Annotated in this window: 10 protein-coding genes; 2 read left to right on the top strand and 8 right to left on the bottom strand. The window is 60.4% G+C overall.

Features of this window, described 5'->3' with window-relative positions; translation table 11 throughout:
* The first annotated feature begins 87 nt into the window (after window positions 1-87).
* Window positions 88-882: a DUF1194 domain-containing protein gene (locus tag ACIQJ2_RS04155; RefSeq protein ID WP_400665476.1), complete on the top strand. Its 795-nt coding sequence runs from the start codon at window positions 88-90 to the stop codon at window positions 880-882.
* Between the two features lie 20 nt (window positions 883-902).
* On the opposite strand, the gene scpA is transcribed toward ACIQJ2_RS04155, so the two are convergent.
* From scpA to ACIQJ2_RS04140, 3 genes are read right to left on the bottom strand one after another with little or no spacing between them, the layout of a single operon-like run.
* Complete coding sequence (scpA, locus tag ACIQJ2_RS04150) at window positions 903-3041, bottom strand: methylmalonyl-CoA mutase (RefSeq protein WP_400666796.1); 2139 nt, start codon at window positions 3039-3041, stop codon at window positions 903-905.
* Complete coding sequence (locus ACIQJ2_RS04145) at window positions 3041-5047, bottom strand: acetyl-CoA carboxylase biotin carboxylase subunit (protein WP_400665478.1); 2007 nt, start codon at window positions 5045-5047, stop codon at window positions 3041-3043. Before ACIQJ2_RS04145 ends, scpA begins: the two co-directional genes overlap by 1 nt.
* A gap of 12 nt (window positions 5048-5059) precedes the next feature.
* Window positions 5060-6592: an acyl-CoA carboxylase subunit beta gene (locus ACIQJ2_RS04140; RefSeq protein WP_400665480.1), complete on the bottom strand. Its 1533-nt coding sequence runs from the start codon at window positions 6590-6592 to the stop codon at window positions 5060-5062.
* Window positions 6593-6707: 115 nt separating this feature from the next.
* Here ACIQJ2_RS04140 and ACIQJ2_RS04135 point away from each other — a divergent pair, with 115 nt between their 5' ends.
* Window positions 6708-8117 (top strand): helix-turn-helix transcriptional regulator, encoded by a 1410-nt coding sequence (locus ACIQJ2_RS04135; RefSeq protein ID WP_199143183.1) that lies wholly within the window; start codon window positions 6708-6710, stop codon window positions 8115-8117.
* Between the two features lie 57 nt (window positions 8118-8174).
* Here the strand turns inward: ACIQJ2_RS04135 and ACIQJ2_RS04130 are convergent, their stop codons facing one another.
* The 5 genes from ACIQJ2_RS04130 to ACIQJ2_RS04110 all read right to left on the bottom strand — a co-directional run bounded on the left by ACIQJ2_RS04130 (window position 8175) and on the right by ACIQJ2_RS04110 (window position 13960).
* Window positions 8175-9602, bottom strand: a complete 1428-nt coding sequence (locus ACIQJ2_RS04130; protein ID WP_400665483.1) for a mannitol dehydrogenase family protein — start codon at window positions 9600-9602, stop codon at window positions 8175-8177.
* Entirely contained in the window at window positions 9599-10819 is a 1221-nt protein-coding gene (uxuA, locus tag ACIQJ2_RS04125) for a mannonate dehydratase (protein WP_400666799.1), read from the bottom strand. Before uxuA ends, ACIQJ2_RS04130 begins: the two co-directional genes overlap by 4 nt.
* A 65-nt stretch (window positions 10820-10884) precedes the next feature.
* The gene (locus ACIQJ2_RS04120; protein ID WP_400665485.1) at window positions 10885-11739 is read right to left on the bottom strand and encodes a carbohydrate ABC transporter permease; all 855 of its coding nucleotides are present in this window, start codon (window positions 11737-11739) and stop codon (window positions 10885-10887) included.
* Window positions 11736-12626 (bottom strand): carbohydrate ABC transporter permease, encoded by an 891-nt coding sequence (locus ACIQJ2_RS04115; protein ID WP_400665487.1) that lies wholly within the window; start codon window positions 12624-12626, stop codon window positions 11736-11738. Before ACIQJ2_RS04115 ends, ACIQJ2_RS04120 begins: the two co-directional genes overlap by 4 nt.
* 65 nt (window positions 12627-12691) lie before the next feature.
* Complete coding sequence (locus ACIQJ2_RS04110; protein WP_400665489.1) at window positions 12692-13960, bottom strand: extracellular solute-binding protein; 1269 nt, start codon at window positions 13958-13960, stop codon at window positions 12692-12694.
* Between the last annotated feature and the right edge of the window lie 41 nt (window positions 13961-14001).

Below are 14001 nucleotides of genomic sequence, written 5' to 3'. Positions count from 1 at the left end.
GGCATGATGCGGTGGCCAAATCTCCTTGAGGCGTCCCGTGCTGGCTCGCCGGTCCGTACAAAGAGGTATCCTCTTGTCCGGACAGGCGTGGTATCGTTTGCTGCCATCATCATAACAATCGGCGCTTCTGCCGAGCGGAGCAACGCCTCCACGGCGGAGCCGGCAACCCTAGACGCGGCAATCGTACTGGCGGTCGATACTTCCGCCTCGGTCGACCCGGCTCAAGCCGACTTCCAGCGCGAAGGGCATGCGGCGGCACTACGATCCAGTGAAGTCCGCGCCGCAATCGAAAATGGCATGACCGGCTGCATTGTCGTCACCTATGTCGAATGGGCTGGGATAGGCGAGCTGAATACAGTCTTGCCATGGACCAAACTGTGCAACGCATCGGATCTGGACGCTGCAGCCGATGTCATTCTTCGTGGCGGCGACAATGGTTTTCAGCGCAAAGGTCGCGGCAGGACCTCTCTCTCATTTGCCATCGATATCAGCGCATTCCTGCTCGAGCGCTCGCCCGAGCATGCCAGGAGGAAAGTCATCGACTTATCCTCCAACGGCACCAACAACGATGGTTCGCCAGTAGCTCCAAGGCGTCAGGCTGCGCTGGAAAAAGGCTATATCATCAATGCCATCGCCATTGCGCCCAGCGAACCCGGAATTGCAGACGATCTTCCGGACTATTATCGGCGGGAAGTAATTGGTGGCCCCGGTTCCTTCGTGATCGCCCCGCACCGCATCGAGGACTACGCGACCGCGATGCGGCGAAAGCTCGTGCTGGAGATCGCGGGCTTGATGCCGCATGCATTCGGCTGTGAAGCCGAACGGCATTCAATCGCCGTCATGCCCCTGCCGGCAACCGCCGACACCATCTGCGTGCAATAGAGCGCCCCTGCAGGACAGCATCACGCGTTCCTGCGCTTGCCTTCCAGAAGGTCGAGGATAGAGTTTGCGGCATGGAGCACATTCGTGCCGGGACCAAAAACCGCACTCACGCCATGCTCGAGCAGGAAATCGTAGTCCTGGCGCGGAATGACGCCGCCGACCACGACGATGACCTGATCGGCGCCCTTCTCCTTCAACGCTTCGACGAGTTGGGGCGCAAGCGTCTTATGCCCGGCGGCAAGCGAGGACATGCCGATCACCTGAACCTTTTCCTTGACAGCAAGGTCTGCGGCTTCGTCCGGCGTCTGGAACAGCGGGCCGGCCACCACGTCGAAGCCGACGTCGCCGAAGGCCGAAGCAATGACCTTCGCGCCGCGATCATGACCATCCTGCCCGAGCTTTGCCACCATGATCTTCGGCTTGCGGCCGAGCGATGCGGCGACATAGGAGAGGCGGTTGCTGAGCGTCACCAGTTCAGGATCGCCGGCATAGGCGGCGCCATAGATATCGCTGACAACCTGGGGGACGGCTGAGTGATCCCCGAAAACGGTACGCATGGCGTCGGAAATCTCGCCGACGGTCGCGCGGGCGCGGGCCGCATCGACGGCGGCCTCCAGGATATTGCCTTCGCCCGTCGCTGCGACTGTCTTCAGACGCTCGAGAGCCTGCCCGACCTCGACGCTATCCCGGCGCCTGCGCGTCTCTTCAATGCGCTTGATCTGGGCACTGCGGACGGCGGCGTTGTCGATCGCCAGGATCTCGATCTCCTCCTCCGTTTCCAGCCGATACTTGTTGACGCCGACGATGACTTCATCGCCCCGGTCGACGGCCGCCTGACGCCGCGTCGCCGCCTCCTCGATCAGCCGCTTCGGTAAGCCGTCGTTGACGGCCTTGGTCATGCCGCCCAGCGCTTCCACCTCCTCGATCAGCGCCCAGGCCTTGTCGGCCAGTTCGTTGGTGAGGCTTTCGACGTAATAGGAGCCTGCGAGCGGATCCACGACATTCGTCACGCCTGTCTCATGCTGAAGGATGAGCTGGGTGTTGCGGGCGATGCGCGCCGAAAATTCCGTCGGCAGGGCAATCGCCTCGTCGAAGGAGTTGGTGTGCAGGGACTGCGTGCCGCCAAGCACCGCGGACATGGCCTCGAAGGCGGTACGAATGATGTTGTTGTATGGGTCCTGTTCCTGCAGCGAGACGCCTGATGTCTGGCAGTGCGTTCGCAGCATTAGCGACGATGGCTTGGCCGGCTTGAATTCTTCCATGATGCGCGTCCAGAGCAGGCGCGCCGCCCGCAACTTTGCTGCCTCCATGAAGAAATTCATGCCGATGGCGAAGAAGAAGGACAGGCGGCCGGCGAAATCGTCGACATTCAGCCCTTTGGCCAGCGCCGCGCGCACATATTCGCGTCCGTCGGCGAGCGTGAAGGCTAGCTCCTGCACCAGCGTCGCTCCGGCCTCCTGCATGTGATAGCCGGAGATCGAGATGGAATTGAACTTCGGCATCTCCTTGGCCGTATATTCGATAATGTCGGCAACTATCCGCATCGAGGGCTCGGGCGGGTAGATGTAGGTGTTGCGGACCATGAACTCCTTCAGAATATCATTCTGAATCGTGCCCGAAAGTGCGGCACGCGGCACGCCCTGCTCCTCGCCGGCAACGATGAAATTTGCCAGGATCGGGATGACGGCCCCGTTCATGGTCATCGAGACGGAGACCTTCTCCAACGGTATGCCGTCGAAGAGGATCTTCATGTCCTCGACGGAATCGATCGCCACACCGGCCTTGCCGACGTCCCCGACCACTCGCGGATGATCGCTGTCATAGCCGCGATGAGTGGCAAGATCGAAGGCGACGGAGACACCCTGCTGACCGGCGGCGAGCGCCTTGCGATAGAAGGCGTTGGAGGCCTCGGCGGTGGAGAAGCCGGCATATTGGCGGATCGTCCAGGGACGGCCGGCATACATGGTGGCGCGCGGGCCTCTCGTGAACGGTGCAAAGCCGGGCAGAGATGAGAGGTGCGGCAGGTCTGCCGTATCCGCTTCGGTATAGAGCGGCTTGACCGCTATTCCCTCGGGCGTTTCCCAGGTGAGTGTCTCAGGCGATGCCTTGAGCTCCTTCTCGGCCAGAGAAGCCCATTCCTCTAGGGATCGTTCAACCATCATTCGAACTCCAGAATCAGCTCGTCGACCGCAAGGCTATGCCCTACTTTCGCTTCGATACGTTTAACGACGCCCTTACGTTCCGCCTTCAAGGCATTTTCCATCTTCATGGCCTCAACAACGGCCAGCGTCTGACCCGCTTCGACGATACTGCCCGCCTCGACGGAGAGAGAGGTAAGCACTCCCGGCATCGGGCACAACAGAAGCTTCGACGTATCCGCCGCCACCTTGACCGGCATCAGGCGGGCAAGCTCCGCAACGCGTGGCGAGCGGACACGGGCAACGATCTCCGTCCCCCGCCAGCGCAGGCGGATCGCCGACCCCACCAGATCGACCTTGACGCCCAGTATATCGGAGCCGACCGAAAAAGCGCAGTGCGTTTTGCCAGGCAGCCAGTCGCTCTTCACACGCAGCATGTCACCGTCGGCAAACGATACGTTAAGATCACCATCCATCGCTTCCACGGAAGTCTCGAAGCGCCACTGGCTGAAGCCAACGATCCAATCCCGGCCGATCTTGCGGCGATGATTGCCGATCGTGCCGGAAATATCCGCAGCGCGCCTTTGCACAGCCTGATTGATCGTGACTGCGATCGCTGCAAGCTTTCGGGCCGACGCCTGGTCAGGTTCGACGCCATGGAAGCCTTCGGGGAATTCTTCGGCAATGTAACCTGTTGTCAGCTGACCGGAACGGAAGCGCTCCTGGTTCATGACAGCGGACAGGAAGGGCAAGTTGTGACCGATCCCTTCGACCTCGAAATCGTCGAGCGCATCGCTCATCGCATCGATCGCCTCTTCGCGGCTCGGTGCCCAGGCACAGAGTTTGGCGACCATGGGGTCATAGTACATGGAGATTTCGCCACCCTCATAGACGCCGGTGTCGTTGCGCAGGATGGCGCCAGCGCTCGTCGGGCCTTCGGCGGGCGGACGGTATCGCGTCAACCTTCCAATCGAAGGCAGGAAATTACGATAGGGATCTTCGGCATAGAGGCGGCTTTCGATGGCCCAACCATTGAGCTTTACGTCGGCCTGACCAAAAGACAGAGGTTCGCCGGACGCAACCCTGATCATCTCCTCTACCAGATCGAGGCCGGTCACCAGCTCGGTTACTGGATGCTCGACCTGCAGGCGCGTGTTCATTTCAAGGAAATAGAATTTGTTCTGCTTGCCATCGACGATGAATTCCACCGTTCCTGCGGAATGATAGCCGACGGCCTTGGCGAGCGCGACGGCCTGTTCCCCCATGGCTTTGCGGGTCGCTTCGTCAAGGAAGGGTGACGGCGCTTCCTCTATGACCTTCTGATTGCGCCGCTGGATGGAGCATTCCCTCTCGCCGAGATAAAGGACATTGCCGTGTTTGTCGCCGAGCACCTGGATTTCGATATGGCGCGGTTCGGTGATGAACTTCTCGATGAAAATGCGGTCGTCGCCGAAGGAGTTTTTTGCCTCGTTGCGCGATGCCTGAAAGCCTTCGCGCGCCTCTTCGGCATTGTGCGCGATGCGCATGCCTTTGCCGCCACCGCCCGCGGATGCTTTGATCATCACAGGATAGCCGATCTCATTCGCGATCAGCACCGCTTCGTCGGCATTGTCGATCAGCCCCATATGTCCTGGCACCGTCGAGACGCCCGCGCGAGCCGCCAGCTGCTTGGAGGTGATCTTGTCCCCCATAGCCTCGATCGCACCGACGGGAGGCCCGATAAACGTCACGCCTTCACACTCAAGCGCGGCGGCGAAATGCGCGTTCTCGGAAAGGAACCCGTAGCCTGGGTGCACTGCGTCGGCACCGCTCTTGCGCACGGCATCGATGATCCGGTCGATGACGATGTAGGACTGGTTCGATGGTGACGGGCCGATATGCACGGCTTCGTCCGCCATGGACACATGCAGGGCGTTGCGATCCGCATCGGAATAGACGGCGACTGTCGAGATGCCGAGGCGCCTGGCGGTCTTGATGACTCGGCAGGCGATTTCGCCGCGATTGGCGATCAGGATTTTCTTGATCATTGGAATGGCCTGTCAGAGAGGTATCGTGTCGTGCTTCTTCCAGCGCGCGTCCACCTGCTTGTTGCGAAGCGAGGCGAAGGCACGGGCGATGCGACGACGGGATGAATGCGGCATGATGACCTCGTCAATGAAGCCGCGCTCGGCTGCGACGAAGGGATTGGCGAAGCGCTCCTCGTATTCGCGGGTTCGCGCGGCAATTTTTTCCGGATCAGCCAAATCGGCTCGATGGAGGATTTCCGTCGCGCCCTTGGCGCCCATGACTGCGATTTCAGCGCTTGGCCAAGCGTAGTTCACATCCGCGCCGATATGCTTCGATGCCATCACGTCATAGGCACCGCCATAGGCTTTGCGCGTGATGAGCGTCACCATCGGCACCGTGGCCTGGGAGTAGGCAAACAAGAGCTTGGCGCCATGCTTGATCACCCCGCCATATTCCTGCGCCGTGCCGGGAAGAAAGCCGGGCACGTCGACCAAGGTCAGGATCGGAATATTGAAGGCGTCGCAAAAGCGAACGAAACGCGCAGCCTTGCGCGAGGAGTCGATGTCGAGACAGCCGGCCAGCACCATCGGCTGATTGGCGACGACACCAACCGTCTGTCCTTCCATGCGCATGAAGCCGGTGATGATGTTGCGTGCAAAAGCCGCCTGCAGCTCGAAGAATTCACCCTCATCGGCAAGGGCGTGGATCAGCTCCTTCATGTCATAGGGCTTGTTCGAGCTATCGGGTATCAGCGTGTCGAGCCGATTTTCCAGCCGCGCCGGATCGTCGTGGAATGGCCTTACCGGCGGCTTCTCGCGATTGTTCAGCGGCAGGAAGTCGAAGAGCAGCCTGACATGTTCGAGCGTATCGATATCATCGTCGAAGGCGCCATCGGCCACCGAGGATTTCGAGGTATGGGTGCGCGCTCCGCCAAGCTCCTCCGCTGTGACGATCTCATTCGTTACCGTCTTAACCACGTCGGGGCCGGTGACGAACATGTAGGAGGAATCCCGCACCATGAAGATGAAATCCGTCATGGCAGGCGAATAGACGGCGCCGCCCGCGCATGGTCCCATGATGACGGAAATCTGCGGCACGACGCCGGAGGCCTCGACGTTGCGCTTGAACACTTCGGCATAGCCGGCAAGCGAATCCACGCCTTCCTGAATGCGTGCGCCACCGGAATCGTTGAGGCCGATGACCGGCGCACCGTTCCGCATGGCCATGTCCATGATCTTGCATATCTTCTGCGCGTGGGTCTCCGACAGGGATCCACCGAGCACGGTGAAATCCTGGGAGAAGATATAGACCTGGCGGCCATTGATCGTTCCCCATCCGGTCACGGCGCCATCACCCGCGATCTTCTGCTCCGCCATACCGAAATCGGTCGCGCGGTGAGTGACATACATGTCGTATTCTTCGAAGGAGTCTTCATCGAGAAGCACTTCGATGCGCTCGCGCGCAGTCAGCTTGCCCTTTCCGTGCTGGGCCGCGATTCTGCGCTCGCCACCACCCTGCCGCGCCTCGGCGCGGCGTGCTTCGAGCTGATCCAATATCGTCTGCATGATGCCTCCCTCGATATGCCGAAGTCATAGCGAGGGTCCGCCTGCGAGAAAATCATTGAACGCGCAGATATGCGGACTTATAAAAATTCAAATTAACAATTGCGAAGTTGCAAAGATGGCCATCGGGAAACTCTTCATCGGGCGAAAAGTCCGGGAACTGCGTCTGGAACACGATGCGACACAAAGCCAGTTTGCCGAACGTCTCGGCATCTCGCTCAGCTATCTCAACCAGATCGAGAACAATCAGCGCCCCGTATCAGCCGCCGTCCTGCTGGCCTTGGCGGACAAGTACGGACTGGATATTGCCGAGCTCTCTACCGGCGAAACCGATCGGCTGATGTCGGCACTCACCGAAGCGCTCGGTGATCCCTTGTTCGAATCCTATTCGCCGACCTTGCAGGAGCTGAAACTGATCGCGCAGAATGCGCCAGGATTTGCCCGCGCGCTTGTCAGCTGCCACCAGGCCTATCGGCGCAATAGCGAACAGCTTGCCAGCCTCGACGACCGGCTCGGTCGTGCCGCAGCCCTCGAAGCGACGCCCTATGACGAGGTTCGCGACTTCTTTCACTATGTCGACAACTACGTGCAGGAACTCGACACCATGGCCGAAGCGCTCGCCGGAAAGCTCGGGCTGCAAGGCGGAGATGGCCAGCCGATCCTGACGGACTATCTGGACAGTCAATTCGGTATTCGCGTTGTGCACGGACCATCCGCCATGAATGCGGTGCGCCGCTACGATCCGGCGGGGCGCGTGCTGACCCTCAACCCTTACGCCCCAGCTGAAACCCGAACGTTCCAGATGGCGGTACAAACGGCGCAGCTCTACGCCAGCGAAGTCGTGGAAAGCATCGTTCGCCAGGCAGGCTTTCGCAGCGAAGAAGCCAGCGAGGTCTGTCGCATCGGCCTGCACAATTATTTCGCCGGCGCGCTTCTCATGCCCTATCAAAGCTTTCTGAAAACCGCCCGCGACCTTAGGCACGACATCGAGTTGCTGGCTGCCCGGTTCGGGACGTCGCTGGAGCAGGTCTGCCATCGGCTATCGACCCTGCAGCGCCCGGGCATGAAAGGGATACCGATCTTCTTTGCCCGCATCGACCGCGCCGGCAACATTACCAAGCGCCACAGTGCCACCAAGCTGCAATTCGCACGCTTCGGAGCCGCCTGTCCGCTCTGGAACGCACACCAGGCCTTCGAGACACCGGGCCGCTTCATCCGCCAGCTCGCCGAGACGCCGGATGGCGCCCGCTATCTCTGTCTTGCTACCCATGTAAGCAAGGGCGTCGGCGGGTTTCGCACGCAACGGTCCAGCCATGCGCTGGCGCTGGGCTGCGAGATTTCCTATGCCAGCGCCTTCGTCTATGCCGACGATCTCAACGTTACCGACAAATCAGCCTTCGAACCGATCGGCATATCCTGTCGCATATGCGAGCGAAACAATTGCGCCAGCCGGGCCGTTCCGCCTTTGCGCCGCAGCATCTCCGTGGATCACAATGTCAGAGAGACGACGCCCTATCAGCTGTCGTAAGACCGACCTCGGCCACAAGAAACTGCAACGCTGCATCCCCAGAGCTTCCAATGGAGCTCAGGCTCGCACGGTCCCGATGTGCCGCAGCAAGGCGGCGCCGAACTTTCCATCGAGCAGCTCGGCTGGAAGAACATGCGGGCAGGCAGCACTGGCCGCCCGCAGGAGATCCACATCGCTCGACGTCTTCGATAGCGCTTCGCGCAGGACCGCACGTTGCGGATCGCTGACTTCATAGGCCGCTAGACCCTTTGCCCAGCGCTCCACATAGGCGATCCAGACTGCGATCGCAAAGGCGAAGGCCTCGAAATCCGTTCCGCGCTTCAGCGCGGCGAAGGCGGGAGCGGTTATTCGCTGCGGCAGCTTTTGCGTGCCGTCCATCGCAATCTGCGCCGTCGCATGGGCAATCGCGGGATTGGAGAAACGTGCCTTCAAAGTCTCAGCATAGGTTTCGAGATCAATACCGAGTTGCCCTATCGCCATGGAGGCAGCCTGCAGATGCCGTGATACCATTTCGCTCAAGCGCGGGTCGGCCATGACATCCCTGACGAAGGCTTTGCCATAAAGACAGCCGGTGCAGGCTATCAGCGAATGGGTGCCGTTCAGCATCCATAGCTTCATGCGCTCATAGTCCGTTATATCGGGCACGAAGAGCGCGCCAGCCGCCTCCCATGCGGGACGACCGGCAGAGAAACTGTCCTCCAATATCCACTGGCGAAACGGCTCGGTCTCGATGGCCGCCACGTCGTCATAACCCGTCTCGGCCCGCGCCAGCTCGAACACCTCCTGGCCCGGAACAGGCGTGATACGGTCAACAACGCCCGAGGGGAAGGCCGCATGAGCCTCGATGAAGCGCACGAGCGATGGATCGTGCACAAGCGCGGCAAACTCCAGCGCAGCCTCTCTCAGTCGGCGGCCGTTCTGAGGAAGATTGTCGCAGCTGAGGACGGTAAAGGCGGGAAGCCCTTTCTGCTGCCGCAATGCCAAGGCGGCCGCGATCAATCCCACCACGCCTTGCGGAGATTGCGGCTGCGCAAGATCCTGCGCGATGTCCGGATGAGCCGCGTCGAGCTTTCCCGTGCCGGTCAGGCCATAGCCTTTTTCCGTCACGGTCAGGCTGACGATGCGGCACGCCGACGCCGCCATCAACGCGAGCACATCTGGAATGCGCTCCCGCCCGGAGACCACGGAATGAAGGGCGCCGATGACCGACGCCTTCGTTTCCACACCTCTTTCCACAAGGGTATACCGATAGTCCTGAGGCTCCAGAAGGTCGGCAAGCGGCGAGCCGCGCAATGATGCGCCGACGACCCGCCAGTCGCCGCCATCAGCTGCAAGCGCATCATCAGTATAGGACAACAGGTGAGCGCGGGCGAAATTGCCGATACCGAGATGAACAATGCCCGAGCCATGATCCTGCGGCCTGTAGGGAGGCCATTTGGCCGTCTTTCCCGACGATGGTACGCTTGAAGCGCTCAGCCTGCTCATATCTTGCCGCCGGCAACAATCGGATGCGACAGGGCCGTCATGATGCCGCGCAATTCCGCCAGCCCCTTGAGGCGACCGATCGCCGGATAACCGGGACGCGTCTGCCTGATATGATCGTCGAGAATATTCTGGCCGTGATCGGGACGGAAAGGGATTTGCCAGTCTTTGCGGCCCTGACCTTTTCGTCTGGTCTCTTCGGCAAGCACGGCGGCAATCACCGCCACCATGTCGGTATTACCCTCGAGATGCGCCGCCTCGTGGAACGAACCGCCATGCCGGTTGTCTTCCAGCGCAACGTTGCGCAGATGCAGGAAATGGACGCGGTCGCCGAGCCTTGCCATCATGCCCGGCAAGTCGTTGTCGCGCCGCGCGCCAAGCGAGCCGGTGCAAAGCGTGATGCCATTGGCCGGAATATCGACAGCCTCAACCATGGCGCGGTAATCGGCTTCGGTGGACATGATGCGCGGCAGCCCCAGCAGCGGAAACGGCGGATCGTCCGGATGGCAGCAGAGCAGCATGCCCAGCTCCTGCGCGAGCGGTGCGACTTCGCCCAGGAAATCGATGAGGTGCGCCTTCAGCCTTTCGGCTGACAGGCCATTATACTGCGCGAGATGATCCTTCACCTCGTCGATGGTCATATGGATCGCGGCACCCGGCAGGCCGGAAACGATGTTGGCGACGAGCTGGCGCTTGCGCGCGTCGTCCATTTCGGAAAAGCGGCGCTGCGCGGCCTCGACGACCTCTGGCTCAAGTTCCTCCCGCGCCGCTGGGCGTTGCAGCAGGAACAGATCGAAAGCGGCGAAATCCACCGCATCGAAACGCATGCATGTCGCACCGTTTGGCAGGCGAAAGGCGAGATCGGTGCGCGTCCAGTCGAGGACAGGCATGAAGTTGTAGCAAATCGTCCGCACCCCGGCATCGGCGAGATGGCGAAGGCTCGTCTTCCAGCTGTCGATATGCTCCCGCCACGGCCCGCTCTGGCGTTTGACGTCTTCCGAGACCGGCAGGCTTTCGACCACATCCCAGCCCAATCCGGACGCACTGCCATCACTCATGACCGAGAGTTCGCGCTGACGGGCGGCAATATCCTCCGGCGTCCACACCTCGCCGGGAGCGCGATGATGAAGCGCGGTGACCACGCCTTCCACGCCCGCCTGTAGCATGTCGTCGATCGATACCGGATCGGACGGGCCGAACCAACGCCAAGTCTGCCGCATCATCTGTCCCTTTCTTCAGTGCATATGCTGTTTGGTAAATTGGGGGAATCGAAGTCTCGTCCAGCCTATTCCTTCATGCCGCTCGTCGCGACACCTTTGACGAAATTGCGCCGCATCGCGCCGAAGAAGATGACACTCGGAATGAGCGACAAAGCGGCGGCGGCACTGAGACGTCCAAGATCGACGGTGAATCCGGTCTGGAACAGGGCCAGTCCGACCTCTAGGACATATTTGTCCCGTGCCGTGTTGACGATCATGGGCCAGGCGAATGTGGTCCACGCCTGGAAGAAAGCAAGGACGGTCAGCGTCCCGATCGGACCGCGCATCAGCGGCAACACGATGCGAAAGAAAATCCACCATTCGCCGGCGCCGTCCATACGTGCGGCTTCCAGCAATTCGTCGGGAATCGACGTCAAGGCATATTGCCGGACAAGGAATATGCCGAAGCTCATCACGAGATAGCCGGCGAGGAGTCCACCGATCGAGTTCAGCAGTCCCAACTGCTTCACGCCGAGATAGAGCGGAATCATATAGACTTCGAAGGGAACGATGGCGGTCGCCAGCACCCCGACAAAGATGAGATTGACGCCGGGAAAACGGAACTTCGCCAGTACATAGCCCGTGATCGATGATGTCAGGACGATCGCCATCGTCGAGATCGCTGCGAATGCAAGACTATTGCCCATCCATGTCAGTAGTGGTGTGTCGCTCAGAACCGAGGAAAAATTGTCGAGCGTCGGCGATTGCGGGATTAGGCGCGGTGGCCATGCCAGCAACTCGGCGGGCGTCTTGAAAGCGTTCGCCGTGAGCATGATCAGCGGCAGGATCATCAAGATCCCGAAGACAGTCAGCACGCAATCGATGGCGAATTTGGAAAGGGAATAGCGTTCCCCGCTCTTCTTGCTCGGTGTCGTGCTCATCGGCGTGCCGCCTTGTCGCGGAAGAAAACGAATTGACCGGCCGTCAGGGCGAGAACGATGGCCAGAAGGACCACGGCCTCGGCGGCGGCATAGCCAACACGATAGTTGCGAAAACTGTTTTCGAGCATATCGAGCACCAGAACTCGCACCAGCTTGCCCGGCGCGCCCTGCGAATCCGAGGCAAGCACGAAGGCCTGGCCGTAGATGTTGAAGGCGGCGATCATGGTGACGACTGAGACATAAAGCGTGACCGGCCTCAATTGCGGTACGGAAATATAGCGGAAGCACTCCCATGCGGTGGCTCCGTCGAGTCGTGCCGCCTCATAGAGCGAAGTGGAGATGTTGCGCAGCCCGATCAGAAATATCAGCACGGCATATCCGAGCGCCTGCCATGAGCAGAGTACGATGATGCAGACGATGGACCAGACAGGATGAAAAAGCCACGCCTGCGCCGGGATGCCGAAGATCCCGAGAAAAGCATTCAGCGGCCCGAGCTGCGCATCGAACACCCATTTCCAGGCCATGGCGGCTGGAACGAGCGAGACGATATGCGGTATGAACAGGCTGGTTTCATAGAAGCCGGCGAGCGCGCTGCCGAAGCGGTGCTGGATAAGCGCCGCCAGGCCGAGTGCCAAGGGAATCGTCAGAGCCAGCACGCCAAAGGCTATGATCGTGGTGTTTCGCAACGCCTCGAGAAAGAGGGGGTCGCTGGCCAACTCCTGAAAATTGGCCAGGCCGATGAACGGCTTGTTTTTGGAAATGATATCCCATTTGAACAGGCTGAGCCGCAGCGTCTCGAAGATGGGCACGACTCTGACCAGAACGAAGAGCGTCAGCGGCACGGCCAGTGCGCTTATCACGAATCCCAATTGCCTGCGCTTTTTCATCCAACAATCCTTCCCTTGCGGAGGCGGGAGTACCCATCCCCTCGCTTCCCAGCCTCAGCCGGCGCCTACTGCGCCAGAAGACCTTCACGCTTGAGGGTGTTGTCGATCTCGGCAGCGGCATCCTTGAGCACCGCATCGATGGCGGCATCATCCTTGGCCAAGGCCGGATTGGCGAAAGCGGCCTCCAGGCGAGCGGCAAAGCGGGTCAGGATCTCACTGGATGGTGCAATCGGCGGCAGGCTGAAATAGGTATAATCGGCCGGCGGCGCGACGAAGGCTTCGAGAACCGGCTTCTTGGCGATGATGGCGGAGAAATCGACATTGCTGCGCGAAGGCAACCAGCCGACATTGTAAAGAAGCCATTGCAGATTTTCGGGCTCGTTGGTCTTCTGAACGAATTCCCAGGCAAGCTTGCTCTTGTCGTTATCAACAGGCACGAAAAGCGATGCCGGCACGACCAGAGACCCCGCCGGCAGCGGCGCAGTCGCGTATTTCAGATTGGGCGCCTTCTTGGCGATATCGCCGATGACCCAGGATTCGCGAATGAACATCGCCGTCTGCCCCAGCTCGAAAGCCTCGGCATCTGCCTTCATCTGCGGGCTGACTGTCTTGGCGACGAACAGCTGATCCAGATACTGCTTGAGAGCTTTGCGCCCGGCCTCGTTGGCAATGGCAGCCTTCCATCCCTCGCCATCCCGCTCGACGAGCTTGCCGCCGAACTGGTGCAGATTGATCCAGAACTTCTCGCTGATCCCCTGGCCGCCGCCGGACAGGCGCAACGACCAGCCGCTGATGGTAGGATTGCCCGAGGCATCGCGCTCGGTCAGCTTCGCGGCATATTGCGAATAGTCGTCTGGCGTCTTCGGCGGGCCGGAAAGCCCGGCTTTGGCGAATTTCTCCGTGTTGTAGTAGAGGGCTGATTGGCCGTGATAGAGCGGCACGCCATAGACATGCTCGCTGTCGGAAACCGCCGCGATATAGACCGGGCTGAAGTTCTTCGGGTCCTTCACAAAAGCGGTGACTGCTTCCGGCGCAGGCGCCAGCAGCCCGGACTGCACATATCGCGGCGCCTCCGACTGCATTTCGACGATGTCGGCCGCCGAGCCTGCCGGCAACGCGAAAGCAAGCCGCTTCTCATGCTCCCGCAGGCTGATCGTTTCCACCTTCAATTCGAAATCCGGATGAGACGCCTTCATCTCGGCCGCAACGTGATTATAAAAAGGCTCGAGCTCGGGAGAGCCGCCCCAAAGGGTCAAGGTCTGAGCCTGTACCGAACAGGCAAGACCGGCGAGCATTGCGGCGAGCGAGACTGTCTTCAGAAAGTGCGATGCCATTTCAGTTCTCCTCTTCACGAATTGGACCTTCGTGGTCGATT

Origin of the sequence: Rhizobium sp. NPDC092011 (assembly GCF_044756305.1) — a bacterium.
GTDB lineage: Bacteria > Pseudomonadota > Alphaproteobacteria > Rhizobiales > Rhizobiaceae > Rhizobium.
This window is presented reverse-complemented; position numbering and strand designations above follow the sequence as displayed.

Coding starts and splice junctions, on each gene's coding strand:
- ACIQJ2_RS04110 (WP_400665489.1), bottom strand. CDS start 13,960: ATGGCATCGCACTTTCTGAAGACAGTCTCGCTCGCCGCAATGCTCGCC.
- ACIQJ2_RS04145 (WP_400665478.1), bottom strand. CDS start 5,047: ATGATCAAGAAAATCCTGATCGCCAATCGCGGCGAAATCGCCTGCCGA.
- ACIQJ2_RS04140 (WP_400665480.1), bottom strand. CDS start 6,592: ATGCAGACGATATTGGATCAGCTCGAAGCACGCCGCGCCGAGGCGCGG.
- ACIQJ2_RS04130 (WP_400665483.1), bottom strand. CDS start 9,602: ATGAGCAGGCTGAGCGCTTCAAGCGTACCATCGTCGGGAAAGACGGCC.
- ACIQJ2_RS04115 (WP_400665487.1), bottom strand. CDS start 12,626: ATGAAAAAGCGCAGGCAATTGGGATTCGTGATAAGCGCACTGGCCGTG.
- ACIQJ2_RS04120 (WP_400665485.1), bottom strand. CDS start 11,739: ATGAGCACGACACCGAGCAAGAAGAGCGGGGAACGCTATTCCCTTTCC.
- ACIQJ2_RS04135 (WP_199143183.1), top strand. CDS start 6,708: ATGGCCATCGGGAAACTCTTCATCGGGCGAAAAGTCCGGGAACTGCGT.
- scpA (WP_400666796.1), bottom strand. CDS start 3,041: ATGGTTGAACGATCCCTAGAGGAATGGGCTTCTCTGGCCGAGAAGGAG.
- uxuA (WP_400666799.1), bottom strand. CDS start 10,819: ATGCGGCAGACTTGGCGTTGGTTCGGCCCGTCCGATCCGGTATCGATC.